The sequence below is a fragment of the Hamadaea sp. NPDC051192 genome (genome assembly GCF_040682475.1).
GTDB classification, from domain to species: Bacteria; Actinomycetota; Actinomycetes; order Mycobacteriales; family Micromonosporaceae; genus Hamadaea; species Hamadaea flava.
Window position 1 is genome coordinate 1 of the sequence record NZ_JBFBAZ010000096.1, and the last position, 23,574, is coordinate 23,574.

General features: G+C 69.6%; 24 protein-coding genes. 10 read left to right on the top strand and 14 right to left on the bottom strand.

Going from position 1 to position 23,574, the window contains the following annotated elements:
* Nucleotides 1-58: 58 nt before the first annotated feature.
* Entirely contained in the window at nucleotides 59-4,063 is a 4,005-nt protein-coding gene (locus tag AB0M47_RS30045; protein ID WP_363420018.1) for a diguanylate cyclase, read from the top strand.
* A 115-nt stretch (nucleotides 4,064-4,178) separates the two neighbouring features.
* On the opposite strand, the gene AB0M47_RS30050 is transcribed toward AB0M47_RS30045, so the two are convergent.
* From AB0M47_RS30050 to AB0M47_RS30060, 3 genes are all read right to left on the bottom strand, one after another.
* The gene (locus AB0M47_RS30050) at nucleotides 4,179-5,291 is read right to left on the bottom strand and encodes a glycosyltransferase (protein WP_363419961.1); all 1,113 of its coding nucleotides are present in this window, start codon (nucleotides 5,289-5,291) and stop codon (nucleotides 4,179-4,181) included.
* On the bottom strand, nucleotides 5,288-6,244 hold the full coding sequence (locus tag AB0M47_RS30055; protein WP_363419963.1) for a glycosyltransferase family 2 protein: 957 nt from the start codon (nucleotides 6,242-6,244) through the stop codon (nucleotides 5,288-5,290). The genes AB0M47_RS30050 and AB0M47_RS30055 overlap by 4 nt, the downstream gene beginning before the upstream one ends.
* Nucleotides 6,245-6,432: 188 nt before the next feature.
* The gene (locus AB0M47_RS30060) at nucleotides 6,433-7,260 is read right to left on the bottom strand and encodes an alpha/beta hydrolase (protein WP_363419965.1); all 828 of its coding nucleotides are present in this window, start codon (nucleotides 7,258-7,260) and stop codon (nucleotides 6,433-6,435) included.
* 59 nt (nucleotides 7,261-7,319) lie between these two features.
* On the opposite strand from AB0M47_RS30060, the gene AB0M47_RS30065 reads away from it, so the two are divergent.
* On the top strand, nucleotides 7,320-7,835 hold the full coding sequence (locus tag AB0M47_RS30065) for an AAA family ATPase (protein WP_363419967.1): 516 nt from the start codon (nucleotides 7,320-7,322) through the stop codon (nucleotides 7,833-7,835).
* Here the strand turns inward: AB0M47_RS30065 and AB0M47_RS30070 are convergent.
* The 4 genes from AB0M47_RS30070 to AB0M47_RS30085 all read right to left on the bottom strand — a co-directional run bounded on the left by AB0M47_RS30070 (nucleotide 7,815) and on the right by AB0M47_RS30085 (nucleotide 10,655).
* Entirely contained in the window at nucleotides 7,815-8,405 is a 591-nt protein-coding gene (locus AB0M47_RS30070) for a TIGR03086 family metal-binding protein (protein ID WP_363419969.1), read from the bottom strand. The two genes, AB0M47_RS30065 and AB0M47_RS30070, sit on opposite strands and share 21 nt — an antisense overlap.
* Nucleotides 8,406-8,509: 104 nt before the next feature.
* Nucleotides 8,510-8,788: an adhesin gene (locus AB0M47_RS30075; RefSeq protein WP_253762351.1), complete on the bottom strand. Its 279-nt coding sequence runs from the start codon at nucleotides 8,786-8,788 to the stop codon at nucleotides 8,510-8,512.
* A gap of 228 nt (nucleotides 8,789-9,016) precedes the next feature.
* The gene (map, locus tag AB0M47_RS30080; protein ID WP_363419971.1) at nucleotides 9,017-9,784 is read right to left on the bottom strand and encodes a type I methionyl aminopeptidase; all 768 of its coding nucleotides are present in this window, start codon (nucleotides 9,782-9,784) and stop codon (nucleotides 9,017-9,019) included.
* Between the two features lie 70 nt (nucleotides 9,785-9,854).
* Entirely contained in the window at nucleotides 9,855-10,655 is an 801-nt protein-coding gene (locus AB0M47_RS30085) for an alpha/beta hydrolase (RefSeq protein ID WP_363419973.1), read from the bottom strand.
* Nucleotides 10,656-10,821: 166 nt separating this feature from the next.
* Between AB0M47_RS30085 and AB0M47_RS30090 the strand changes: the two genes are divergently transcribed.
* The 3 genes from AB0M47_RS30090 to tnpB all read left to right on the top strand — a co-directional run bounded on the left by AB0M47_RS30090 (nucleotide 10,822) and on the right by tnpB (nucleotide 13,387).
* Nucleotides 10,822-11,397, top strand: a complete 576-nt coding sequence (locus AB0M47_RS30090) for an IS607 family transposase (RefSeq protein WP_363419975.1) — start codon at nucleotides 10,822-10,824, stop codon at nucleotides 11,395-11,397.
* 128 nt (nucleotides 11,398-11,525) lie between these two features.
* On the top strand, nucleotides 11,526-11,930 hold the full coding sequence (locus AB0M47_RS30095) for a hypothetical protein (RefSeq protein WP_363419977.1): 405 nt from the start codon (nucleotides 11,526-11,528) through the stop codon (nucleotides 11,928-11,930).
* The gene (gene tnpB, locus AB0M47_RS30100; RefSeq protein WP_363419979.1) at nucleotides 11,897-13,387 is read left to right on the top strand and encodes an IS607 family element RNA-guided endonuclease TnpB; all 1,491 of its coding nucleotides are present in this window, start codon (nucleotides 11,897-11,899) and stop codon (nucleotides 13,385-13,387) included. Before AB0M47_RS30095 ends, tnpB begins: the two co-directional genes overlap by 34 nt.
* Nucleotides 13,388-13,585: 198 nt before the next feature.
* On the opposite strand, the gene AB0M47_RS30105 is transcribed toward tnpB, so the two are convergent.
* Nucleotides 13,586-14,566, bottom strand: a complete 981-nt coding sequence (locus AB0M47_RS30105) for a LysR family transcriptional regulator (protein ID WP_363419981.1) — start codon at nucleotides 14,564-14,566, stop codon at nucleotides 13,586-13,588.
* 61 nt (nucleotides 14,567-14,627) lie between these two features.
* Between AB0M47_RS30105 and AB0M47_RS30110 the strand changes: the two genes are divergently transcribed.
* Nucleotides 14,628-15,110 carry an anthrone oxygenase family protein gene (locus AB0M47_RS30110; protein ID WP_363419983.1) on the top strand — a complete coding sequence of 161 codons (483 nt, stop codon included), beginning with the start codon at nucleotides 14,628-14,630 and terminating at the stop codon, nucleotides 15,108-15,110.
* A 165-nt stretch (nucleotides 15,111-15,275) separates the two neighbouring features.
* Here AB0M47_RS30110 and AB0M47_RS30115 read toward each other — a convergent pair whose 3' ends face one another.
* A complete protein-coding gene (locus AB0M47_RS30115) occupies nucleotides 15,276-16,163 on the bottom strand; it encodes an SDR family oxidoreductase (RefSeq protein ID WP_363419985.1) in 888 nt (295 codons plus the stop codon).
* Between the two features lie 87 nt (nucleotides 16,164-16,250).
* On the opposite strand from AB0M47_RS30115, the gene AB0M47_RS30120 reads away from it, so the two are divergent.
* Entirely contained in the window at nucleotides 16,251-16,883 is a 633-nt protein-coding gene (locus tag AB0M47_RS30120) for a helix-turn-helix domain-containing protein (RefSeq protein WP_363419986.1), read from the top strand.
* Between the two features lie 12 nt (nucleotides 16,884-16,895).
* Here the strand turns inward: AB0M47_RS30120 and AB0M47_RS30125 are convergent, their stop codons facing one another.
* Complete coding sequence (locus AB0M47_RS30125) at nucleotides 16,896-17,306, bottom strand: organic hydroperoxide resistance protein (protein ID WP_363419987.1); 411 nt, start codon at nucleotides 17,304-17,306, stop codon at nucleotides 16,896-16,898.
* An 89-nt stretch (nucleotides 17,307-17,395) separates the two neighbouring features.
* Between AB0M47_RS30125 and AB0M47_RS30130 the strand changes: the two genes are divergently transcribed.
* Nucleotides 17,396-17,974, top strand: coding sequence for a TetR/AcrR family transcriptional regulator (locus tag AB0M47_RS30130; protein WP_363419989.1), 579 nt, complete (start codon nucleotides 17,396-17,398; stop codon nucleotides 17,972-17,974).
* On the opposite strand, the gene AB0M47_RS30135 is transcribed toward AB0M47_RS30130, so the two are convergent.
* Nucleotides 17,955-18,869, bottom strand: coding sequence for a LysR substrate-binding domain-containing protein (locus AB0M47_RS30135; RefSeq protein ID WP_363419991.1), 915 nt, complete (start codon nucleotides 18,867-18,869; stop codon nucleotides 17,955-17,957). The two genes, AB0M47_RS30130 and AB0M47_RS30135, sit on opposite strands and share 20 nt — an antisense overlap.
* A 125-nt stretch (nucleotides 18,870-18,994) precedes the next feature.
* Here AB0M47_RS30135 and AB0M47_RS30140 point away from each other — a divergent pair, with 125 nt between their 5' ends.
* Complete coding sequence (locus AB0M47_RS30140) at nucleotides 18,995-19,876, top strand: NAD(P)H-binding protein (RefSeq protein WP_363419993.1); 882 nt, start codon at nucleotides 18,995-18,997, stop codon at nucleotides 19,874-19,876.
* 94 nt (nucleotides 19,877-19,970) lie between these two features.
* The gene (locus AB0M47_RS30145; protein WP_363419995.1) at nucleotides 19,971-20,735 is read left to right on the top strand and encodes an aminotransferase class IV; all 765 of its coding nucleotides are present in this window, start codon (nucleotides 19,971-19,973) and stop codon (nucleotides 20,733-20,735) included.
* Nucleotides 20,736-20,746: 11 nt separating this feature from the next.
* On the opposite strand, the gene AB0M47_RS30150 is transcribed toward AB0M47_RS30145, so the two are convergent.
* The 3 genes from AB0M47_RS30150 to AB0M47_RS30160 all read right to left on the bottom strand — a co-directional run bounded on the left by AB0M47_RS30150 (nucleotide 20,747) and on the right by AB0M47_RS30160 (nucleotide 23,496).
* On the bottom strand, nucleotides 20,747-21,634 hold the full coding sequence (locus AB0M47_RS30150) for a siderophore-interacting protein (protein ID WP_363419997.1): 888 nt from the start codon (nucleotides 21,632-21,634) through the stop codon (nucleotides 20,747-20,749).
* Nucleotides 21,635-21,709: 75 nt separating this feature from the next.
* The gene (locus tag AB0M47_RS30155; RefSeq protein ID WP_363419999.1) at nucleotides 21,710-22,483 is read right to left on the bottom strand and encodes an ABC transporter permease; all 774 of its coding nucleotides are present in this window, start codon (nucleotides 22,481-22,483) and stop codon (nucleotides 21,710-21,712) included.
* Nucleotides 22,480-23,496: an ATP-binding cassette domain-containing protein gene (locus AB0M47_RS30160; RefSeq protein WP_363420001.1), complete on the bottom strand. Its 1,017-nt coding sequence runs from the start codon at nucleotides 23,494-23,496 to the stop codon at nucleotides 22,480-22,482. Before AB0M47_RS30160 ends, AB0M47_RS30155 begins: the two co-directional genes overlap by 4 nt.
* Between the last annotated feature and the right edge of the window lie 78 nt (nucleotides 23,497-23,574).

Genomic DNA, 23,574 nt, shown 5'->3' on the forward strand with positions numbered 1-23,574 from the left:
GATACCTCCGCGCACTCAACACAGAAACCACAAACATCGATATAGTCACATCGATCCGATTACCGGGTCAACGTTTCATGTCACACCACTAGCCGGGCGATGCCACGGAGTTCTGATCAGTGGCCCGCCGGGCGTCGGCAAAACGGCACTGGTCGATCAGCTACGCCCCGTGGTGACCGGCGGTGATGGCTGGTACATAGCAGGCAAGTTCGACGAGCATCGGCGGGCTGTTGAGTTCGACGCGCTCCATCAAGCGTTTCGTGCACTGGGTCGGCTGCTACTGGCCGAGCCGGAGGAGGATCTCACCGAGGTCCGCGAACGGATCCTGACGGCGGTCGGGCCGAACGCGGGTCTGGCGGCCGCGACGTGGCCGGAGTTCGCGGCATTGCTGGAGGTGCCGCCCGATCCGGGAGATCCACTGACCACGCACGTGCGGTCGCTACGAACTAGCGCGCAGGTGCTGCGAGCAGTCGCCTCGCGGAAACGTCCTGTCGTCATGTTCCTCGATGATCTGCAATGGGTGGGACGCACCGCCCTCGGCTTCGTTGACCTCGTGCTGGCCGACGAACCCGTCGATGGCCTCTTGCTGGTGGGCACGTACCGCGAGGACGACCTGGACGAGGCGCATCCGTTGACCACTTCGCTGTCGCGATGGCGTGACCGAGTCGCGGTGCGGCACCTTCGGCTCCACAATCTTCCCGTACGCGGTCAGCGGACAATGGTCGCCGAAATGCTGCACGTGGACTCCGCCGCAGCGGCCGGCCTGGCCGAGGCAATCGAGCCGTATACATCCGGTAACCCGTACGAGATGGCGGAATTGCTCAGCGCGCTGCACCGCGACGGCGTCCTGACCGTCACCGCCGGCGGATGGCGGTGGGACCCAGAAGCCGTGCTGGCTCACCTGCGCCAGTCCGATGTTGCCAGGCTGCTGACGACGAGGGTTGACGCCATGCCTCCCGAGTCGCGGGCGATGATCGAGGCGATGGCGTGCCTCGGGGAGCGCACCGAGGTCGCCGTGCTGCAAGTCGCTACCGGCGCGTCGGCGGATGTCGTGGAACAGACTCTGCAAGCGCCGCTCGACGAAGGCCTCTTGGTGGTCGAGCCCGGTCGGCATGCGGCAAGGCGGTTTCGCCACGACCGGATCCGTGAGGCGATCCTGAACGAGCTGGCCCCATGGCGGCGACGCACCCTGCACATAGCTATGGCGCGCCGGCTTGCAGACGTGCCGGAGTTGTTCGCCATCGCCGCGGAGCAGTACCTGCCGGTGATCGACGCGGTCGACGATACCGGGGAGCGACGTCAAGTCGTCGCGCTATTGCGACGCGCAGCGCGACGGGCCGCCTCGGTCGGGGACCATCCGCTGGTGAACCTGCTGTTGACGGCCGCCCTGCGAATCGTCGACCCTGGCGATACCGCCACGCTGATCGAGTTGCACACCAGCCGCCACGCCGCACTGTTCAGCATAGGGCGCCTGGAGGAGGCCGATGACGAGTACCGCACGATCGTCGGGCTGGGTCCGTCCATCGGGCAGCGGGCGCCGGCGACAGGGGTGCAGGTACGCAGCCTGACCTTCCGGAACCGATACGCGCAGGCACTCAACCTTGGCCTGGCGTCGTTACGCGAGCTTGGCGTCAAAGTACCGGCGACCGAGCGACTCCCCGCCGAACTGGACGGTCAATTCGAGTACCTGTATCAGTGGCTGCGCCGCCCCCCGGATGCCGATGATCCCGCTCAGCCGGACTTGACACCGACGTTGCTGACCGCCGCCCGCATGATCGATGCGACCCTGCCAGCGGCCTACCTGTTCCCCGACCCGGCCACGCACGCCTGGCTAAGCCTGGAGGCCGTGCGTATCTGGCTCAAACACGGCGCGAGCCGCGCCCTGGTCGTCCCGGCCGGTATCGCGGCCTTCGGCGTGGTAGCGCTGCATGCGGACTACTCCGCTGGGTACCAGGCGTTACGGCGGATCCTGACTCTGAGCGAGGACCGCGGCTACGAGCCCGAGACCTCGCAGACCCGCTTCCTGTACGCGATCCTGAGCTGGTGCTTCGAACCGATCGAAAACGGGGTGCGGGCAGCTCGGCAGGCCCGTGAGGGACTGATCGCCGGTGGCGACATGGTGTACGCCGGCTATACCTATCACACGACCGTGCGAGGCATGCTGGACTGCGCGCCATCGTTGGGCGACGCCGTGGCCGAGGTGGAGGCAGGGCAGGCCTTCAGCCGCCGCAACGGCGACGAGCAGACCGGCACGACGCTCGACATCTACCGATGGCTGCTCGGTGTGCTGCGCGGCGAGAGCCCCTCCGCCGCCGTGCAGGCGGTACCCATCGACAAGTACGCCGACAACCCCCTCGCGATCCTGCACGCACATGTCAGCCAGTCGGTCGTAGCCGCCATCTTCGGCGATGCGCCCGCCCTGGCGCAGCACACCGCCGCGACGATGTCGCTGCTCCCAGCCGACCTGGGCAGCTACCCCACTGCCACGGCGTACCTGATGCGGGGGTTGGCGCTTGCCGGCCAGGTCCGCACCAGCCACTCCGGCCAACGCGGCAGACAGCTGTCCGAACTGGACGAGGTGATCCGGTGGCTTGCCACCCGCGCCGTGGACGCACCGGAGAACTTCCTGCACCTGCTGCGGTGGGTCGACGCCGAACGGGCCTGGGCGGTCGGCGACTTCCGTGCCGCCGTGCTCGCCTTCGACTCCGCACGGCGCGAGGTCGCCGATCGTAGCCGCCCCTGGCATCGGGCACTGATCGCAGAGCGCGCGGCCCGCTTCTATCTTGCAAACGGCATCGAACACGCTGGCTATGACCTGCTCATCCAGGCCCGCCAGGACTACCTCGCATGGGGCGCGACGGCGAAGGCCTACCAGCTCGATTGGGCCTATCCCACCATGAAGGGCCAGCTCGATTCCGTCAGCAGCGGCGACGGCGACCAAGCCGGTGATCTTACGCATCGTCGCTCCACGGTCACGACCGGAGCGATCGACCTGCTCGGCATCGTGTCCGCGTCGCAGGAGTTGAGTTCCCAGACCAGCGTCGAAGGGCTCCACTCGTATGTCGCCGAGGTCCTCAGCGCGATGACCGGGGCCACCGGCGTACACCTGATGCTGTGGAGCGACGAGCGGCAGGACTGGCTGCTGCCCACGCCCGACAGCCGTGATGGCACCGGCCGCACCACGGTGCCGATGTCCGTGCTGCGATACGTCCAACGGACACGTGAACCGCTCGTCGTCAGCGACGCCACCCGCGACGACCGCTTCGCCCGCGACCCATACTTCGGCGACGTCGACCGCTGCTCGCTGCTGGCCGTCCCCATCGTCAACCGGGGAGTGCTGCAGGCCGTGCTGCTACTGGAAAACCGCCTCGTCCGCAGCGCGTTTGCCACCGAACGGCTCGACGGGGTCAGGCTCATCGCCGGCCAACTCGCCGTCTCGCTCGACAACGCCATGGTGTACGCGTCACTGGAGCGCAAAGTCGCTGAACGGACAGAAGAGCTGGCGGTCACCAACGACCTGCTCAGAATCGCTAACGAGCGACTCGAACAACTGAGCATCACCGACCCGCTCACCGGCGTTGCCAACCGGCGACGATTGGAAGAGGTCCTCGACGCCGCGTGGCAACGCGCACAAGTCACAGCGTCCCCCCTCAGTGTCGCGATGATCGATATAGATCATTTCAAGTCATATAACGACCACTATGGACATACGGCGGGCGACCGCTGCCTACAGCAGGTCGCCGCCGCCGTACGCAGGCAGGTACGCGACACCGGTCTGGTCGCCCGGTACGGCGGCGAGGAGTTCACGGTCGTGCTGCCCGGGATGAACCTCGAGGCAGCGGTGGCAGCCGCCGAACGCCTGCGAAGAGCGGTCATGACCATCCTCGAACCGCACGAAGGCGTCGCCCAGGGCGTCGTGACAGTGAGCATCGGGGTCGCCACCGCACTCCCGCCCCAGCGCGGTACGTGGCACGAACTTGTCAAGTCCGCGGACGCTGAGCTGTACCGGGCCAAACGCGGCGGACGCAACCGCGTACACGCGGCCCTGCCCGACACTCCTTAATCAGCTATGGCGGAGTCGGCAGTGTCCCCGGCGTCGCAGCGCTGGAAATCACCTCGGTCTGACGTACTCGTTCCCATCTGCCGTGAAGGGAAGTCGATCGTCAGCCGGGATCCGGTCAGCGCGGCCGGGCGACCGAGTCGTAAAACTTCTCCAGTTCGGCGGTCTGCCGGGCGAGGTCGAAGTGCTCCGCGACGTACGCCCGCGCCCGCTCGCCCATCGCGTCGCACAACGCGGGGTCGGCGAGCAGCCGCCGCAGGTTGGCCGCCAGCGCGTCCGGGTCGCCTTCCGTACCGAGCAGACCGGTCTCATTGTGCCGCACGGCTTCCGGGATGCCACTGTGCATGGTGGACACCGTGGGCAGCCCGTGCGAGGCGGCTTCCAGGATCGTCGTGGGCAGGCCTTCGCTGTCGCCGTCGGCGGCGGTCTTCGACGGGGACACGAAGATCCGCGACTCGGCCATGCTGCGGCGCACGACGTCGGGGTCCTGCGGGCCGAGGAAGGTCGCGTCGAGCCCCAGTTCGGCGGCGCGCTGCCGCATCGGCCCTTCGAGGGGGCCGCCGCCGATCAGCAGCATCCGCGGCTTCCCAGGCACCTGCGCGGCAGCGGTGAGCAGGTCGTCGACGCCCTTCTTCTCGACGAAACGGCCGACGAACAACAGGTCCCACTGTTTCTCGGCGAGAGCGGCGGGCGGCGCCGGGTCGAGCGCGACTCCGGTGTGGTGCACGCGTACCTTCGCCGGATCGGCCCCCAGCTCGATGGTCCTGTCGCGGATGTAGCTGGAGACGGCGAGGATCAGCGACGCGCGGGCGAACACCGTACGCAGATGGTGGCGGTAGCGAACGCCGCGCGGTCCGGACTCGCGGGGCAACCGGGTCACGTCGTAGCCGTGCACGGTGACGATCAGCGGAATCTTCGACTCGGCCGCCTCGGCGCTGATCATCCACCCGTCCCCGGCGAAGTGCGCGTGCACCAGATCGGGGCGCAGCCGCCGCAGCGTGGCCCGCAGCAGGGCCGAGCGTCCGGTGAGCTTGAGCGCCAGCAAGGCCCGGCGACCGACCGACGTCTCCGGGAACACGATCAGGTCGGAGTCGGCGGCGACCGGCGATTCGACCTTCACCGCGCCGCCGAAGGTCGGCTGCCATGAGGTCAGGGCGAGGCCCTGCGCGCGGACGAACGTTTCCGAGGCGGGCAGCATGCTGCTGCGCCAGATGAGGACCGAACCGCTCACACCAACTCTGCCTGGGGACTGGAGGTTCTGGACAAGGCCTTGTCGCGCAGCGTACGCCGCAGGGCGGGCGGGATCAGCCAGATCTGCAGGAAGGTCACGTAGTCGATGAACCCGGGCCGGCCCTTGCGCTGGGCTTCCCGCAGCAGCATCCAGAACACCTTGAGGCTGTGCGTCGGCGCCGCCATCGAGCTGACGACGCTCATCACGATCGCCGCGTACGCCTTCTTGGTCACCAGCGACTCGTTGCGCCGCAGCCAGTCCAGCGACTGCTGCCACTTCTCCTCGAAGGTGATCCGCGGCCGGTTCTCGTCCTGGTACCAGATCACCAGCGGCTCCTCGACGTAGAGCAGCTCGGTGCCCTCAGTGGCCAGCGCCCGCAGCACCAAGTCCATCTCCTGCATCCGGGGCACCTTCGGGGCGAACGGCACCTGCCGCAGCACCTCAGTCGGGGCCATGATCGTCGAGGTCTGGATAAAGCCCTCACCGTGGAACAGGCCCCGGCGGACGGTGAAGTACTCGCTCCACGGCTCGCCCGGCTGGCGCAGCCGGCGCGGCATGGCGTACTCGGCGCGTGGGGTGCGGTTCAGCAGGCGGCTCGCCACGATCGGGCGCGGTGCGGTGGCGGCCTGCGCTGCGGCGAGCTGCTTTTCCAGCTTCTGCGGCAGCCACTCGTCGTCGTCGTCCAGCATGGCCGTCCAGGGCGCCGTCGCTGCGCGTACGCCGGTGTTGCGGGCGTTCTGCGCGCCGCCCTTCTCCGGCAGCTCGATCACCCGCAACCGGGAATCGCCGAGCCCGGCCAGCGCCTGGCCGGTCGCCTCGTCCGGGCCGTCGACGACCACGATGACCTCCAGGTCGGCCATGGTCTGCGCCAGTACGCTGCGCACCGCGCGTACCACCAGCTCCGGCCGGCCGAAGGTGGGAATGACGGCGCTCACCCGTGGACTGACCTGCATTCGGCTGACGCTAGGTTCCGATCACGTCGCGAAGGTTAACGACAGGCTGCCCCGTGGCGTACGCGGAGCTGCCAGAACGTGGCACCCCGTTCGTCCCGGCCCGACAGATGCTCCAGGCGGGAGACGGCTGCCTGAGCAACCATCTCCCGCCTGGATCGACTCGATGAGGCGTCAGCTCAAGAAGACCGTCAGGCCTTGAGGAAGGCCAGCAGGTCGGCGTTGAACTCGTCCTGGTGCGTCGCGGTCAGCCCGTGCGGCGCGCCGGGATACACCTTCATCTCGCTGTTCTTGATGAGCTTCGACGACTTGTTCGCCGACGCGACGATCGGCACGATCTGGTCGTCGTCGCCGTGGATGATCAGCGTCGGCACGTCGACCTTCTTGCAGTCCTCGGTCAGGTCGGTCTCGGAGAACGCCTTGATGCAGTCGTAGGCGCCCTTGAAGCCGACGGTCATGCCCTGAAGCCAGAAGTGATCCCGAAGTCCCTGGCTCACCTTCGAACCGTCGCGGTTGGCGCCGTAGAACGGGACGCTCAGGTCGTGCCAGTACTGCGAGCGGTCGCGCTCCACGCCGGCGCGGATGTCGTCGAAGACGCTGCGCGGCAGGCCTTCCGGGTTGGCGTCGGTCTGCAGCATCAGCGGCGGGATCGCGCCGACGAGGACCGCCTTGGCGACACGGTCGGTGCCGTGCCGGGCCATGTATCGGGTGATCTCACCGCCACCGGTCGAGTGCCCGACGAGCACGATGTCGCGCAGGTCGAGGGCTTCGATCACGGCGGCCAGGTCGTCTGCGTACGTGTTGAGGTCGTTGCCGTCCCAGGGCTGGCTCGACCGGCCGTGGCCGCGCCGATCGTGGGCGACTGCCCGGAATCCGTTGGAGACGACGTACCACATCTGGTCGTCCCACGCGTCCGCCGTCAGGGGCCAGCCGTGGCTGAAAACTACCGGCTGTCCGCTTCCCCAATCCTTGTAGAAGATCTTCGTGCCGTCTTGGGTGGTGACCATTCCGGTACTCATTCGTCCGAGCGTATTCGCAGGTCAGACGGCGTGTCCGGGGTTTGTGAGATCCTCGCTCGGTGGCTGACCTCCTGCTGATGGTGAACGGCTTGCCGGGCTCGGGCAAGACGACGCTGGCGACCGGACTGGGCGCTGCGCTGCGCGTACCCGTGATCTCGAAGGACGTCGTGAAGGACAGCCTGCAGGCGCTCTTCCCGGCTGTGGCGGCGCGGGCCTTGGGCGCGGCCGCCATGGAGGCGGCCTACCAGCTGGCCGCGGGCCTGCCCGGGACGATCATCCTCGAATCGTGGTGGTTCCGGCCGCGCGACCTCGAGTTCGCGCGGGCCGGGCTGCGCGGCACCCCGGTGGTCGAGCTCTGGTGTGAGGTTCCGGTCGAGATCGCCAGGCAACGGTACGCGAGCCGCGACCGACCGGCGCACTACCAGGACGACCAGCGGCTGGCCGACTCGTGGCCGGAGTGGGCGAAGCGGGCCGAACCGCTGGCGCTCGGGCCGGTGCTGCGCGTCGACACGTCGACCGACGTGGACTTCGCCGGGCTGCGGCGGCGGATCGAGTCAGTCGGGCCAGACCGGTGACCGGCCGAGGTGCGCCACGATCCGGTCGAGGGTCGCGGCCTGCGGATCGACGGCCACCGCGCGGCTGAAGAAGGTGCCGCGGTTGTCTCCGTCCGGAATGGACTCCGCGATCGCCAACGACTCGGCGAGCACCTCGTCGTCCAGCTCATACCCCACGCCCAAGGTACGCGCGACGTCCCAGCCGTGCACGACGGCGTCGATCAGGTGCGCCCGGACGGCGCTGGGCCCCTTGATGGGCTGGCCCGAGGTGAACTCGGGGATCACGAAGGCGCGCTCCAGCACGCCGTCTTCGGCCAAGGCCTGCTCGACGTCGGCGGCGGCCTCGGCGAAGCGGGCGATCGCCTCGTCACCGTGATACACCGGGCGCCAGTCGGCCACGGTGGTCACCGCGCCCCGCGCCGCTCCGGCGAAGCCGCTGTCCTGCACGGTCATGTGCGCGAGCAGGTCGGCCAGCGTCCAGCCCGCACAGGGCGTCGGGCGGCCCAGATCGGCCGGCGTCGCCTGCGCGACGGCGCCCGCGCAGGCGCGCATGGCTCGGCTGTGCAGTTCCTGGAGCGTGTTGATCGCCATGGCGAAATGCTAGCCGGGGCGTCCGACACTGCGGCGCCCCAGCACGGTCGGAGACCGGCTGGGGCGCCGCAGTGCAGAGCTATGCGAAGTGCTTATCGATCGGCTTACTGGTCGGCGAGGACGAACTGGATCTCGCCGCCGTCGGTCATCGTGGCGTCGATCATCTTCTCGTCCAGCAGCAAGGTGGCGTCGGAGTCCAGGAACAGCAGGGCGTCCCCGCTGGACAGGATCTGATCTCCGTCGGCGGGCGAGGCGACGAGGCTGAGCTGCAGCGTGCCCGCACCTTCGCCGGACGAGATACGCAACCCGGACCCGTCCGGGATCTGGGGTGCGTCGGTCAGCGCGCGGATGGCGTCCGCGGCGCGCTCGGTTACGGCAAGCATGTGGAGAGCCCTTCTTGTGACGACTCTGGGCAAAGCTCCAACGTGCCCGTCTCGGGCCGCCTATTCAAGCGTTTCGCCGGGTTTATCCATCTGACTTCAGGGTAGGCCGCGCGCATTTCGGCTCGTCATCGGCATTTTTCCCGGGCCTCGCCACGGCAGCGTGTCTCCGATCGCGGTCCCGCCCATGGTGCCCCGGGCGCGGTCACAACACCGCGTCTCCGGGGTCGGTCACGGCAAGGTGAGGATCACAGGGCCGTCGCCCGTGACCGCCACCGAGTGCTCCCAGTGGGCCGCGCGGCTGCCGTCGCCGGTGAGGACCGTCCAGCCGTCCCGGGCGGTCCGCGCCCGGTCGCGGCCGCTCTCGATCAACATTGGCTCGATCGCCAGCACCATGCCCTCCCGCAGGCGTACGCCGCGGCCGGGCCGGCCGGTGTTGGCCAGGTGCGGGTCCTCGTGCATCTTCGTGCCGATGCCATGCCCGCCCATGTTCGGCGGCACGCCGTACCCCGCGCCGCGGGCCACCGTCTCGACCGCGTGTGAGATGTCGCTGAGCCGCCCGCCGACGGCGACCACCGCGATGCCCTCCTCCAGCGCCAGCCGGGTGGTCTCGCTGAGGTGCCGGGCCCGGTCGTCGAGGTCGCCGACGCCCACCGTGATCGCGGCGTCGGCGTGAAATCCCTCCACGTACGCCCCGCAGTCGATCGACAGCAGATCGCCGTCGCGCAGCACCCGGCCGTTGGGGATGCCGTGCACGATCGCGTCGTTGACCGACAGGCACAGCACGCCGGGATACCTCGTCGACGCCCAGGTGGGCCGGTAGCCGAGGAACGACGGGTTGGCCCCCGCCGCGCTGATGAGGCCGGCGGCCAGCTCGTCGAGCTCGCTCAGGCTGACGCCCGCCCGGGCCGCCTCGGCGACGGCGGCCAGCGTACGGGCGACGACACGCCCGGCCTCCCGCATCGTGGCGATCTCGGACAGGCTCTTCAACCGGATCATTCCGCGACGTCCCAGGTCATCTCACGACGCCGGATCAATTCCGGATGTCGCCTCATTTCGAGACGTCGCCTCATTTCAAGACGTCGTCGAGGAAGTCGACGCTCGTGTCGATCAGGCCGCCGATGTCGGCGTACCCGACGAAGCAGTGGTCGCCGCCCTCGGCCGGGACGACGTCGCAGCGTACGCCGACCGCCCGAAGCGCCTCGGCGAGCCCGACGGACTGCGCGAACGGCACGATCCGGTCGTCGGTGCCGTGCATGGCCAGGAACGGCGGCGCGCCCGCGTGCACCCGATGCGTCGGGCTGGCCTCCCGGGCGACCTCCGCCACCGTCTTCAGCGCTCCGCCGAGGTACATGGCCACGTTGTCATTGGGATCGTCACGTCCCTGCAAGGCGAGGAAATCGGAGACGCCGTACCAGTCGACGACCGCGTGGACGGCGGTGTCGCCGCTGCCCAGCAGCCCCGCCAGCGCGGCAAGCTGACCCCCGGCGGACTCCCCCAGCGTGGCGAACCGGCCCGGATCCAGCCCGAAGCGGCCGGCGTTGCCCCGGACCCAGCGGATGGCCGCCTGAACGTCGTCCAACTGCGCGGGGAACGGCGCCTCGCGGCCCAGCCGGTAGTCGACGTCGGCGACGGCGTAGCCCCGGTCGATCAGGCGCTGATGGAAGCCGAACGGAGTGATCGAGTCCGGCAGCCAGACCCGGCTGCCGGACATCCACCCGCCCCCGTGCACCCAGAACACCACCGGGAAGGGCCCCTCACCCGCCGGAATGTGCAGATCCAGCTGAAGCGGGCGGAACCCGAGCGGGTCGGCGACAACGATGCCCGGGTGCGTCACCGTAGGTCGGGGCATGAACGGCAGAAGATCCATGCCCCCAACCTACGCCCGGCAAGTCTCCCCAGTAGGTGATGGCAAACGCGACGGCACGCACCGCATCGCGCGCAGCCGTCCAGGCGGGGCACGCCAGCCGAGAGGTAACAACTGCTTCAAATTTTATGGGTAAACCTAATCGTCTGTAGTCATATATCGTGGTCGGGTGAAACTCTCGGAGTGGGCTCGCCAGCAAGGCGTGAGCTATCAGACGGCCTGGCGGTGGGTGAGGGACGGCAAGATGCCCGTCCCCGTCCTGCAGGCGCCCTCTGGGACATGGCTCGTGGAGGAGTCGTCCAAGCAGGTCTCCGGCCGTGCTGTCGTGTACTGCCGGGTGTCGTCGGCGGATCAGAAGGCGGATCTTGACCGGCAGGTTGTCCGTGTCGTCACCGAAGCCGGTAAGCGCGGATTGGCCGTCGGTGAGGTCGTGACGGAGGTTGGCTCAGGCCTGGACGGCAAGCGCAGCGAGCTGCACCGCCTGCTAGCCGATCCACTTGTTTCCGTGGTCGTCGTGGAGAACAAGGAACGCGTGGCGAGGTTTGGTGTCGAGCACCTGCAAGCCGCCCTGTCGGCGACCGGCCGCCAGTTGGTGGTCCTGGACCTGCTGGAGTCCACCGACGACCTGGTGAAGGACATGACTGATCTACTCACGGCGATGTGTGCCCGCCTGTACGGGCAACGGGCTGCTAAGAACCGCGCCGCCCGTGCCATCGCAGCGGTGACCGCAGAGGATGACCGGTAGTGCCAAAGAAGCCTGTCAGCCCGCAGAAGGCGGCCGACCGTGCTCTGTGTCCGGTGCCTACAGCGGTCGTCATGCAGATGAAGGTCCACCAGATAGCCCGGTGGATGCGTGGCGCTGGGGTGACTGAGATGCTGACGGCGTCGCAGGCCAGGGCGTGGAAGGTTGACCCGGGCACGGCGCCGCAGTGGTTCACCGGTCTGCTTGCGGAGAAGGCATCGCGTGATGCCGAGCGTGAGTACCGTGAGCGGCAGGCCGACATCGAGTACGAGCACCGCATGCTCATCCTGGCGGAGAAGGTCACCCGGCGGCTGTTGTCCGGTGCCCGGCACTTCGGTAACCCGGATGCCGAGCTGATCGCACAGGACATGGCGTTTCGTGCCAGTAAGGAACTGTGCCGGGCCAACACCGAGGTGTGCGGCCAGATCGACCCCGGACCGCTCGGTGACCTCGACGTCGCCGCCTTGCGGTGGGCGGGGATCGACCCGCACGATCACAGCACGTGGATCGTGCATCGGCGGGACTGCGCGGGGTGAAGACGTTCCAGCCGCGGCCTGGGTTCGTGGTCCAGGCGTACCGGTTCGCCCTGGACCCGAACGTGTCCTGCCAGGCGGCGTTGCGTTCGCATTGCGGGGCTGCCCGGGCCGCATACAACTGGGCTGTCGGCTGGGTGACGGCGGTGTGGTGGCAGCGCACAGCAGAGCAGTCCTACGGCATCGCCGAAGCTGAGCTGACGGAGTGGCGGCCGTGGAGCTTGCCCGCGCTGCGCAAGACGTTCAACGAGGTGAAGAAGACCGACCCGCGTTTCGCAAGCTGGTGGCAGGACAATTCCAAGGAGGCGTACAACACTGGCCTTGCCAACGCTGCGGCGGCGTTCGACAACTACGCGAAGTCGAAGAACGGCACGCGTAAGGGCGCGCGTGTGGGTATGCCGCGGCGCAAGTCGAAGCATCGTGCACCGTTGGCTTGCAGGTTCACCACCGGCACCATCCGCCTGGAGCCCGACCGCCGGCACGTCACCTTGCCCCGGCTGGGCACGATCCGCACGCACGAGAACACCCGCAAGCTGCAGCGTCGTATCGCCAACGGGACGGCTCGTGTCCTGTCGGCCACCGTGCGACACCAGCGCGGCCGGTGGTTCGTCTCCTTCCAGGTGGAGGTTCAGCGCGAGACCGTCAAGGTCGCCCGTCCCGAGGTGATGGTCGGCGTGGACCTGGGCGTGAAGGTCCTCGCGGTCACCGCAGACTCGGCCGGCCAGATCCGCTACATCCCGAACCCGGCCCACTACGACAGCATGCTGACGGTGCTCAAACGGCTGTCCCGCCGCGTCTGCCGCCGTCAGGGGCCCGATCGCCGCACAGGGCAGCAGCCGTCGAGGCGGTGGCTCAAGGCCAACGCCGAACGAAGTCGCATCCATCACCGGGTCGCGAACCTGCGCGCTGACGCGCTGCACAAACTGACCACCAGCATCAGCAGCCAGTACGGCACGGTGGTGATCGAAGACCTCAATGTTTCTGGGATGCTGCGCAACCGGCGCCTGGCCAGGAAGATCGCAGATGCCGGGTTCGGTCAGATCCGGCGCCAGCTCACCTACAAGACCGAGTGGAACCAGTGCCGTGTCGTCGTCGCGTCGCGCTGGTACCCGTCGTCGAAGACCTGCTCGCGTTGTGGCACAGTGAAAGCCAAGCTGCCGCTGCACATGCGAGTGTTCCGCTGCGATGATCTCGACGGTTGTGGCCTGGTCATGGACCGGGACGAGAACGCAGCCCGTAACCTCGCCGCCCTCGCTGCGGCGTGCAGTACAGGTACCGGAGTGGCCGGAGACCTGGGCACGCGAGTGCCGAAACCGCGTGGAGCCGACCAGAAGACCCGCACCACCCGCCAGGCCCCTACGGGCCCGGCGGGACGGGCAGGTGGCGCAACACCGACCCACAGTCGGACAGAAACGCGAGACCTTCATCAGGACACCACCATCCAACACAGACCGTGGTGACACCGATAAGGACCTTCCACGCGGAAACGCACGGAATCCTGATGTCTGACAACAGACTCAGTAACGGAGTCGAACCGGAGTCTTCTTCATCATCACCACTATTAACCGTCGCCGAAGTGATCAGAGCGCATAGAAATCTCGTGTCATGCGGCGAACGCTAATCTCGAGATCGCCCTCCGAAGAGTTGTCATCTGGGTCTTAGCGCGCGGCGTGCGGCTCCGGGTTCCCTCGCAGCCATCGGGTGTACGCGCTGCTCCGGGCCACCGCGTCGGCGTACGACGCCCGCGCGTGGCCGACGACCTGATCGGCCGCGGCCGAGGCGGCCGACCCCGGCCGCCACCCGATCAGATGACGCCACCTCAGCCCCTCGGAGCGCAGCGGCACCACCGCGACCCCGGGCGACCCCCGGAACGTCGGCTGGCATAGCGCGACCGCGTCCCCGGTACGCACGAGGTCGATGCAGCCGCCGACGTCGGTCTCGAAGATCGGCCGGGGAGTGAACCCGGCGCGGGCGCAGGCCGCGGCGAAACAGTCGGCGAAGCAGCCGTCACCCGGCGTGGCCGCCCAGAAGGCGTCGGCGAGCTGGGCGAGGTCGACCTCGTCGCACACGGCGAGCGGATGGTCGGCACCCAGCAGGATGAACACCGGCGCGTCGGCGATCAACTCCCACGACAGCCGTGCGCTCAACTCCGCCCGCGACTCGCCGAGCGCGCCGCCGCACATCCCGACCAGAGCGAAGTCCAGTTTGTCGCCGAGCAGCATCTCTTGCAGCTCTACTGTGGACCACGACGGGTGCGAGGTGATCCGTGCGGCCGGCTGGTCGGCGCTGAGCCGGGCGACGACCCCGCCGATGAGCGGCCCGTTGACCGCCCCGAGCCGGTACGCCGCCGGTTCGGCCGGCTGCGAGAGGCTTTCGGCGAGGCGGGTCGCCTCCTCTTCCAGCCCTTGTGCCGCCGGAAGCAGCACCCTGGCCCGCGCCAGCACCAGCTCGCCCAGCTCCGTCGGGCGTACGCCGGTGTGGTCACGGTCGAACAGCCGGCCGCCGAAGATGCGCTCGATCCGTTGCAGCTGCGTGGTCAACGCGGGCGTGGCCAGGCCCAGCCGGGCCGCGGCCTTGGTGACACTGCCCGCGTCGGCGATTTCGCACACCGCCCGGAGGTGGCGGAGTTCCACCCGCATTGGATGATGCTACGACTGAAGCCGCGGCCTATACCAGGTCACCGTTCACTATCGTGGGGACGTGGACTTCACGACCTTCGTAGTCATCCTCGCCGGGACGCTGACCGCGCTCACCGGTGGCCTCATGTTCTGCTTCGCCGTCGCGAACAACCTCGCGTTGAAGCTCGTCGACGACCGGACCTATGTGACGGTCGTGCAGAAGACGAACCTGCGAATCGTGAACCCGGTCTTCATGCCCGCCTTCCTCGGACCAGTCGTGCTGCTGCCACTGGCCACGATCCTGGCCGCCGGGACGGACGCGTTCGGCTGGCTGCTGGCCGCGTCCATCGCGTACATCGTGGGGCCGTTCGGCGTCACGGTCAGCCAGAACATCCCGCTGAACAAGCGCCTGGACGCAGTCGACGTACGCACCGCGTCGGATGCGGACCTGGCCACCGCCCGCGGCTGGTTCGAACAGCCGTGGATCGCGCGCCACACCGTGCGTACGGTGCTGGGCGTGGTCGCGATCGTCCTGGTCCTCATCGGAGCAACCCAGCTCTCCTGACGCCCGCCCAGCCCGCCGGCGCTCGCTTGGCTCCCGCCGCCCCCTCCCGCCACTCGCTGCCGCGCCGGCACGCCTTCGGCACTGGATCAGGGTTCCAAGTCGAATCTTGGGCCAAGATACGACTTGGAACCGTGATCCAGCGCGGAACCCGGCGGGCGCCGGGCGTCAGCGGAGGTAGTGCGGGAGGTCGACCAAGAGCCCCGGCCCGGTCGGCGTCCAGCCGAGCCGCTCTCGCGTCAGGGCGCTGGACGTCGGCGCGTCGAGGGCGAAGAACTGGGCGATCCAGCCGAAGTGCTCGGCGGCGTCCTCCGGTGCGATCGAGACGACCGGCAGGTCGAGCCCGCGTCCGATGACCTCGGCGATGTCGCGGGTTGCGATCCCTTCTTCCGCCACGGCGTGCACGACGCTTCCGGCGGGCGCGTTGTCGAGGGCGAGGCGGACCGCTGTGGCTGCGTCGAGCCGATGTACTGCGGGCCACCGGTTCGCGCCGTCGCCCACGTAGCCAGACGCTCCGCGCTGCCGGGCGATGTTCACCAGGGTCGCGGTGAAGCCGTGGTCGCCGTCGCCGTGGACGGTCGGCGGGAACCGCAGCGCGACCGTGCGGACGCCCCGGTCGGCGTACGCCAGGGCGAGGGTCTCGCCGCCACCGCGCGGTGTGTCGGGACCGCTGAACGGGCTGGGGTCGAGTTCGGTGGCGATCCGGCCGGCGGCCAGGCGGGCCACGCCGGAGGCGAACAGGAACGGCCGGTCGGATCCTTCCAGTTCCTTGCCGATGGTCTCGACGGCGGCGCGTTCGGTGCGCCCGGCTCCGGCGTAGTCGCTGAAGTCGTGCTTGAACGCGAGGTGGATGACGCCGTCGGCCTCCTCGGCCCCGGTACGCAGGCTGCCCAGGTCGTCGAGGCTCCCCCGGCGTACCTGAGCACCGGCCTCGGCCAGGGCTCGGGCCGACTCGTCGGATCGGGCGAGCCCGACGACCTCGTGGCCGGCGGCCAGCAGTTCGGGAACGACGGCTGAGCCGATCCAGCCAGACGCTCCGGTGACGAATACCCGCATGATGCGCACACTCCCAAGGTGATGGCAGCTTCTGACATCGACGCTAGCACGCGATGTCAGAAGCTGCCATCACCTACACTTGCTCGCATGGGACGTTGGGAGCCGGACGCGCGGGGACGCCTCGCCCGGGCCGCGTTGGAGCTGTACGCCGAACGCGGCTATGAGCAGACGACGGTGGCCGACATCGCCCAGCACGCCGGCGTGACCGAACGCACCTTCTTCCGGCACTTCACCGACAAGCGGGAGGTGCTGTTCGACCCGTCCAACACGTTGCAGGACGCCATGGTCGCCGCCATCACGGCCGCCCCGGCGAGTACGCCGCCCGTCGAGACCGTCGTCGGAGCCCTGCAGACGGCGGGAGCGATGCTGGAGGAGCGCCACGACTGGTCCCGGCGACGGGCGGCGGTCATCGCCGCGAACCCCAGCCTGCTGGAGCGCGAGCTGCTGAAGCTGGCCGCCCTCGCCAGTGCGGCCGGGGAGGCGCTGCGCGCCCGGGGCGTACGCGAACCCCGGGCGAGCCTCGCGGCCGAGACGGGCGTGACCGCGTTCAAGGTCGGCTTCGAGCACTGGGTCGCCGAGCCGGTCTCGGCCGCACGGAGCGAGCCCGGCGCCAAGAAGCACAACGGGCCTGCCACCGAGAACACGCACACCCCGCAGACCCTGGCCGCCTGCATCGGCGACGCCCTGGCCGAGATCCGTGCCCTGACCGCCACCCGCTGAGCAAAGTACGAGCTACTCGATGACCAGCTCCACGGGGATGTTGCCCCGGGTCGCGTTCGAGTACGGGCACACCTGGTGGGCCGCTTCGACAAGCTCGCGGCCGGGGTCGCCGGCGAGGTGGTCGGGCAGCTCGATCCGCAGCACGACGGACAGCCGGAAGCTGCCGTCCTCCTCGCCGTGCAGGCCGACTTCCGCGGTGGCGGCGCTGCCGGTCGCGTCGATTCGGCGTCGCCGGGCCACGGCCTGCAGCGCGGAGATGAAGCAGGCCGCGTAGCCCGCCGCGAACAGCTGCTCGGGGTTGGTGCCGTCGCCGTCGCCGCCGAACTCCTTCTGCAGGGCCAGCTTGACGTCGAGGCGGCCGTCGCTGGTCACCGCACGGGTGTCCCGACCGGCCGAGGTGGCGACCGCGGTGTACAGGCTCATGAAACGCACCTTTCGGAGGGTGAACTAGACAGACCTGTCTGTCCAGCGATGGACCGAGACTAGACAGACCTGTCTGGTAAAGTCAACCCATGGCAACAGTCACGGAGAGCACAGCGGTCAAGGAGAGCCCCGCCCGGCGGCGCATCCTCGACACCGCGACCGCGCTCTTCTACGGCGAGGGCGTGCACAGCGTCGGCGTCGACCGAATCATCGCCGAGGCCGGTGTGGCGAAGGCGACCTTCTATCACCACTTCCCGGCCAAGGACGACCTCGTCCGGTCCTATCTGGACGAGCAGTACGCCCGCCAGCGGGAGGCGTTCACCGCCGTGCGCGCCCGCGCTCTGACGCCGCAGGAGACGATCACCGCGATCTTCGATTTCATGATCAAGTTCGGTGCGGAGCCCGGCTACCGCGGCTGCCCGTTCATCAACGTCGCCGCCGAGTACCCCGATCCCCAGGATCCCGTCCGCCAGGTCGTCGAGGCCCAGCGCGTGTGGACGCGGGCGACTTTCCGGGAGCTGCTGGCCGCCGCGGGCGACCCAGAGCCGGATCGCGCGGCGGGCGTGCTGATGCTCCTGCGCGACGGCGTCGCGGTCGGCAGCGACCTCGACGACACCGAGGCGTTGCGCGCCGCCACCCGGGACGCCGTCACTCGCGTGCTTGCCTAGCCGTATTGACAGGCGGGTGCTCTGCTGGCGTGCGGTGGGCGGCTGCGATCGCGCAGGCGGCACGGACGAAGGCGGCGACGGCCGGTGATCGGGCGTCCTGGGGCCACGCGATGGCCAGCGTGCAGTTCGACTGGTCGCTGACCGGCCGGTAGGCGACCCCAGGGCGCGGGTTGCGCCGGGCGACCGAGGCGGGCGCGAAGAACACGATGCTGCCCGTCTCGACGAGGCTGAAGATCTCCGACAAGTTCGAGGCCGGCCTGGCCGCGCCGGGCGGGGGCGGCGCGGTTCGGCCGTCGTGAGCGGGCGCGCCGCTGGGGAGGTTCCGGCCGGCCAGATCGGCCAGGCACAGCTGGGTGCGGGCGGCCAGCGGATCGGTGGCGGCCAGGGCGACCAGGACCGGCTCGGTCAGCAGCGGCTCGCTGTCCAGTCCGCGGTCGTCCATGGGACAGAGCACGAGTGCGACATCGGCGAGGCCATCGCGCAGTGCCTGGGGCTGTTCGCCGAGTCCCCCGAGGACCAGTTCGGGTTGCAGGGCGGCGGGGTCGGCGCGGTAGGCGTCCAGGATCTGGGGCAGCAGGCCGCCGTCGATGTCGGCCTTGAGCGCGATCCGCAGCCGCGGCGATGCACTGCCTGCGTGCCGGGCCCGGTGGGCGGCGGCGGTGACCGACTCCAGGGCGGTTCTGGCATCGCGCAGCAGGACCTCGCCGGCACCCGTGAGCCGCACGTGCCGGGTGGTCCGCTCGAACAACGCCACGCCGAGCTGTCGTTCGAGGTCTCGGATCGTGCGCGACAGCGGGGGCTGCGCCATACCCAGCCGGGCGGCGGCGCGCCCAAAGTGCAGTTCCTCCGCGACCGCCACAAAGTACCGGAGCTGCCGCACCTCCAGCTCATTCATATCCCCACGGTATCAATCGCGACCGAGGTGGTCCTTCACCTGCGCCGTTGCTCCGGGTTCACTCGACAGCGACCGCCCGGCACCCCCTGGGGGTCCACAGTCGACAGCCACGCATGGAGGTACTCGTGATCGTCATTACTACGCCGACCGGTGACATCGGCCGACAGGTCCTGGACCGCGCCCTGGACCGAGGTGAGCCGGTTCGAGTGATCGTCCGCGACCCCTTCCGCCTCCCAGCGCACGTGCGCGCGCAAGTCGAGGTGGTGACAGGCTCCCACGCCGAGGCGGGCACGATCGCGAAGGCGCTGGAAGGCGCCGACCAGCTGTTCTGGCTCGTGCCCCCGGCTGGTTTCCGCGACGCCGGCCCCGCCCGGCACTACTACCTGGACTTCGCCCGGGCCGCAGCCCAGGAGGCCGCGAGCCGGGGCGTACGGATGGTGCACGTCACCTCGCTGGGCCACGGCTACCAGGACGAGGCCGGGCTCCTGTCGGCCGCGCTCGACATGGACGAGCTGATCGAGAGCAGCGGCGTGCAATACCGGGCCCTGGCGCTGCCGTACTTCATGGAGAACCTGCTGCGTCAGATCGAGCCGATCTGCGAGCAGGGGGTGTTCACCATGGCGAACATCGCGGACCGGCCGCTGCTGACCGTCGCCACCCGGGACGTGGCTGCCACGGCGGCGGAGCTCCTGCTGGACACCGCCTGGCGCGGGCAGGCCCGCGTTCCCCTGGTCAGCCCGGACAGCCTGACCCCCGACGCCATGGCCGAGATCATCTCCGAGACGCTGGGCCGCACCGTGCGCTACCAGCACGTGCCTCTGGCGGAGTTACAGGCCGGGATGGTGCGGCGTGGTGCGAGCCCGGCACTGGCCCAGGACATGGCCGACATGGTCAACGCCCAGAACAACGGAATCTACGAAGCCGAGCCCCGTGACCCGGCCTTCGCCACCGCCACCGGCTTCCGAGAGTGGTGCCAGGACGTGTTGAAACCGGCCGTCCAGTCCTGACCAGCGCCGCGACCGGGATGTTCGGCAGAGCGTCCCGGTCGCGTCCGTGGCCCGCGCACAGAACAGACCCACGTCCTGAACTAGGCTGACGCGGGTGGATCTGATCACCGTCGAGGTCGACGGCGCCGCCGCGACGCCGGCCCAGCTGGAGACGCTGGCGTTCGCCCCGTTCGGGCACTTCACCGCGATGCAGGTCCGCGACGGCCGGGTCCGTGGCCTCGACCTTCACCTGGCCCGGCTCGCCCAGGCCGACGACGAGCTGTTCGGCGCGCAGTTCGACGGCGAGCGCGTACGGGCGCTCATCCGGCACGCGCTGGGCGATCTCGCCGACGCGTCGGTGCGCGTACTGAACTTCGGCGATCAGCCGGGCGATCCGGTCACCACGGTGGTCACGGTCCGCCCGCCGTTCATCGCCCCCGAGTCGACCAGCCTGCTGCCCGTCGACTACGCGCGTACCGTGGCGCATCTCAAGCGCACCAACGACTTCGGGCAGGCGTACTGGGGGCGGCGCGCGGCTCGCACCGGCTTCGGCGACGCCCTGCTCGTCACTCCCGGCGGCGCGGTGGCCGAGGCCGGGATCGCCAACGTCGGCTTCTGGGACGGCGCGGCCATCGTCTGGCCGCAGGCCCCCATGCTCCGCGGGATCACCCTCCAGGTGGTTCAGCCGCGACTCGCCCTCCCCCAGCATCATCAGGTGATACGCCTGGCGCAGCTCACCGATTTCCCCAGCGCGTTCGTCACCAACTCGCGCGGCATCTCGGCCGTAACCCGGATCGGCGACCACGAGTACGCGGTGGACGCCGAACTGATGCGGGAGCTGCACCGGGCGTACGAGTCCGCGCCGGCCGACCTGATCTGAATCCGGCGCCCTCAGGCGCCCTCGGCCTTGCCCTGACGCCAGTAGCCCATGAACGCCACCGAGCCCCGGTCGAGGCCGTACTCGGTGACCAGCGCGCGGCGCAGGGTCTTGATGACGGCGGCCTCCCCGGCGAGCCAGGCGTACCGGCCGTCCGGGACGGTCTCCGGGACCTCCCAGAGCAGCTGCTGATCGACGTCCACGTCCTCCAATGTGGAGGCGTTCGCGCCGACCGGCACGGGGAGCATCCGCTCGGCGGCCGCCCGGACCGCCTCGATCAGGCGTACGCCGTGCGTCTGGCCGTCGCGGGGCAGCCAGGTCACGGTCACCCCGGCCGGTGCGGCGATCGGGAAGTGGTCGCCGGAGACCGGCACCTCCATCAACGCCACGCCCTGGGCGTCGGCGGGCAGCCGTTCGAGGATCCCGGCGATCGCCGGCACGGCGGTCTCGTCCCCGGCCAGCAGGACGCTGCCGAGCACGGCCGGCGGGTGGAAGTCGATCCCTCCGTGTACGCCGTCGTAGCGCGCGTCAGGCCCGTAGACGGCCAGTTCGTCGCCCGGCTGGACCTCGCTGGCCCACTTCGACGCCGGGCCGGTGACGCCGTGCAGCGCGACGTCGAAGTCCACCTCCGCCGGCTCGGTCCGCACTGCGCGAACCGTGTACGTCCGGATCGGATTCTGACGTTCCGTTGGCAGGGCACGCCATTGCGCGTACCAGTCGCCTGTCGTCGGAAGATCGCTCACCCCGCGGCCCGGCAGCGGGAGGAGCAGCTTGAAGCGCTGGTCGTAGCCGTTGTCGGCGAAGTCGCGCAGCGACTCGCCCGCGAGCGTGACCCGGACGAAGGAGGGACTGAGCGGCGTGACCCGGGCGACACGGACCGGGAAGATACGGAACGGCGGCACGACCGCAAGGATAGGTTAGGCTACCCTCACTGTGTCAAGCTGGGGCCGCAAACCTGCGGCCCCAGCGCCTCGATGTCAGATGGACTTCTGGTAGCCGCGGAAGCTGCGGATCGACAGCGCGACCAGCGCGAGTGCGATCACGAGCAGCCCTCCGCCGAACCGTGCCATGGCCGCCCAGTCGGGACTCGCGCTGAGCGCCGTCCGACCGATCTCGACCGCCCAGTTCACCGGGTTCGCGGCGGCGGCGTGCCGGATCCATCCCGGCATCAGCGCCGCGGCCATGAACGCCGTCGACAGGAAGGTCAGCGGCAGCAGCAGGAAGATGCTGAGCCCGATGATCGTCTCGCGCTGCCGCACGGCCAGACCCATCGCCGTCGACAGGCCGTTGAACACCGTCCCGAGCAGTACGCACGCCGCCAGCAGCGCCGCGACCCCGGCGAGCCCGCCCGGGAACTGGGCTCCGGCGAGCCGGCCGAGCACCACGATGATCAGCGACTGGACGATCGTGCTGACCGCCGCCTCGATGACGCCGGCGTTGACGATGGCGCTGCGCCGGATCGGCGCGACCAGGAACCGGTTGAGCGTGCCGCGTTCAATCTCGTCGATGGCGCCCATGCCGGACCACATGTTCGCCGAGACGGCGTTCATCACCACCACGCCCGGAATCAGATAGTCCAGGTAGGACCCCGCGCCGAAGCCGGGCAGCTCGACGATCCGCTTGAACAGGGCACCGAACAGGAACAGCCACACCGCCGGCTGCACGAGCGTGATGACCAGTACGCCGGGCTGCCGGAACAGCGCCTTGAGCCGCCGGTGCGTCAGCCACCAGGTCTGCGTCAGCAGGTTCATGCCGCCACCTCCAGCGTGTTCGCGGCCGTCTTCTCGGCGGTCCTGTCGGCGATCTTGTCGGCGGTGAACCGGCGTCCGGTGTAGCGCAGGTACACGTCGTCCAGCGACGGCCGGGCGACCGTCACCGACGCCACCGGAACGCCCGCGCGGTCGAGCGCGGCGAGGACGCCCGGCACAGCCGCCGCCCCGTCGTCCGCCCGAGCACTCACCGTCACACCGTCCACAGTGATCTCGCGTACGCCCGGCAGACCGCCGAGCACCGTCGCCACCTCGGTTCCGGCGGCCTGCCGCAGCCGCAGATGGACCGCGTCGCCGCGCAGCTCGCCCTTGAGCGTCTCCGGTGCGCCCTCGGCCACGACGCGACCGGCGTCGACGATCGCCAGCCGGGCGGCCAGCCGATCCGCCTCGTCCAGGTAATGCGTGGTCAGCACGACGGCCAGCGCGTCGTCGGCGGCCAGCCGGGCGATCTCGGTCCACATCGCCGCCCGCGCCTCGGGGTCGAGCCCGGTCGTGGGCTCGTCCAGGAACAGCACCTGCGGCCGGTGCACGAGGCCCAGCGCCACGTCGAGCCGCCGCTGCATGCCGCCCGAGTACGTCTTGACCGCTCGCCCGGCCGCTCCGGTCAGACCGAACCGGTCCAGCAGCTCGGCCACCCGCTTCTTCAGCGGTACGCCGGACAGCCCGTACAGGCGGCCTTGCAGCATCAGGTTGTCCCGCCCGGTGGCAGCCGGATCGGCACCCGAACGCTGCGCCACCACACCGATCACCCGGCGTACGCGATCAGGTTCGCGCAGCACGTCGAACCCGGCGACGGTCGCCGTCCCGGCGTCGGGCCGGGCCAGCGTCGTCAGGATCTTGATCGTGGTGGACTTGCCGGCGCCGTTCGGGCCGAGCAGCCCGAACACCTCGCCCGGCCGGACGGTCAGCGACAGCCCGTCCAGCGCCCGGACGTCGCCGGGATAGGTTTTGACGAGGGCCTCGGCCACGACGGCCGGCCCTGGGATGTCTCGCATCTTCTCCTCCGGTGCGTACGCGGACCGGACCGGCGAGACGGCTATCCTTGCTGGTGCGACCGGGCAATCGGGCCGCCT

Excerpts from the sequence above, each read along its gene's own strand:
- AB0M47_RS30055 (WP_363419963.1), bottom strand. The coding sequence starts at position 6,244 with ATGCAGGTCAGTCCACGGGTGAGCGCCGTCATTCCCACCTTCGGCCGG.
- AB0M47_RS30060 (WP_363419965.1), bottom strand. The coding sequence starts at position 7,260 with ATGAGTACCGGAATGGTCACCACCCAAGACGGCACGAAGATCTTCTAC.
- AB0M47_RS30070 (WP_363419969.1), bottom strand. The coding sequence starts at position 8,405 with ATGGCGATCAACACGCTCCAGGAACTGCACAGCCGAGCCATGCGCGCC.
- AB0M47_RS30075 (WP_253762351.1), bottom strand. The coding sequence starts at position 8,788 with ATGCTTGCCGTAACCGAGCGCGCCGCGGACGCCATCCGCGCGCTGACC.
- map (WP_363419971.1), bottom strand. The coding sequence starts at position 9,784 with ATGATCCGGTTGAAGAGCCTGTCCGAGATCGCCACGATGCGGGAGGCC.
- AB0M47_RS30085 (WP_363419973.1), bottom strand. The coding sequence starts at position 10,655 with ATGGATCTTCTGCCGTTCATGCCCCGACCTACGGTGACGCACCCGGGC.
- AB0M47_RS30095 (WP_363419977.1), top strand. The coding sequence starts at position 11,526 with ATGCTGACGGCGTCGCAGGCCAGGGCGTGGAAGGTTGACCCGGGCACG.
- AB0M47_RS30105 (WP_363419981.1), bottom strand. The coding sequence starts at position 14,566 with ATGCGGGTGGAACTCCGCCACCTCCGGGCGGTGTGCGAAATCGCCGAC.
- AB0M47_RS30115 (WP_363419985.1), bottom strand. The coding sequence starts at position 16,163 with ATGCGGGTATTCGTCACCGGAGCGTCTGGCTGGATCGGCTCAGCCGTC.
- AB0M47_RS30120 (WP_363419986.1), top strand. The coding sequence starts at position 16,251 with ATGGGACGTTGGGAGCCGGACGCGCGGGGACGCCTCGCCCGGGCCGCG.
- AB0M47_RS30125 (WP_363419987.1), bottom strand. The coding sequence starts at position 17,306 with ATGAGCCTGTACACCGCGGTCGCCACCTCGGCCGGTCGGGACACCCGT.
- AB0M47_RS30130 (WP_363419989.1), top strand. The coding sequence starts at position 17,396 with ATGGCAACAGTCACGGAGAGCACAGCGGTCAAGGAGAGCCCCGCCCGG.
- AB0M47_RS30135 (WP_363419991.1), bottom strand. The coding sequence starts at position 18,869 with ATGAATGAGCTGGAGGTGCGGCAGCTCCGGTACTTTGTGGCGGTCGCG.
- AB0M47_RS30155 (WP_363419999.1), bottom strand. The coding sequence starts at position 22,483 with ATGAACCTGCTGACGCAGACCTGGTGGCTGACGCACCGGCGGCTCAAG.
- AB0M47_RS30160 (WP_363420001.1), bottom strand. The coding sequence starts at position 23,496 with ATGCGAGACATCCCAGGGCCGGCCGTCGTGGCCGAGGCCCTCGTCAAA.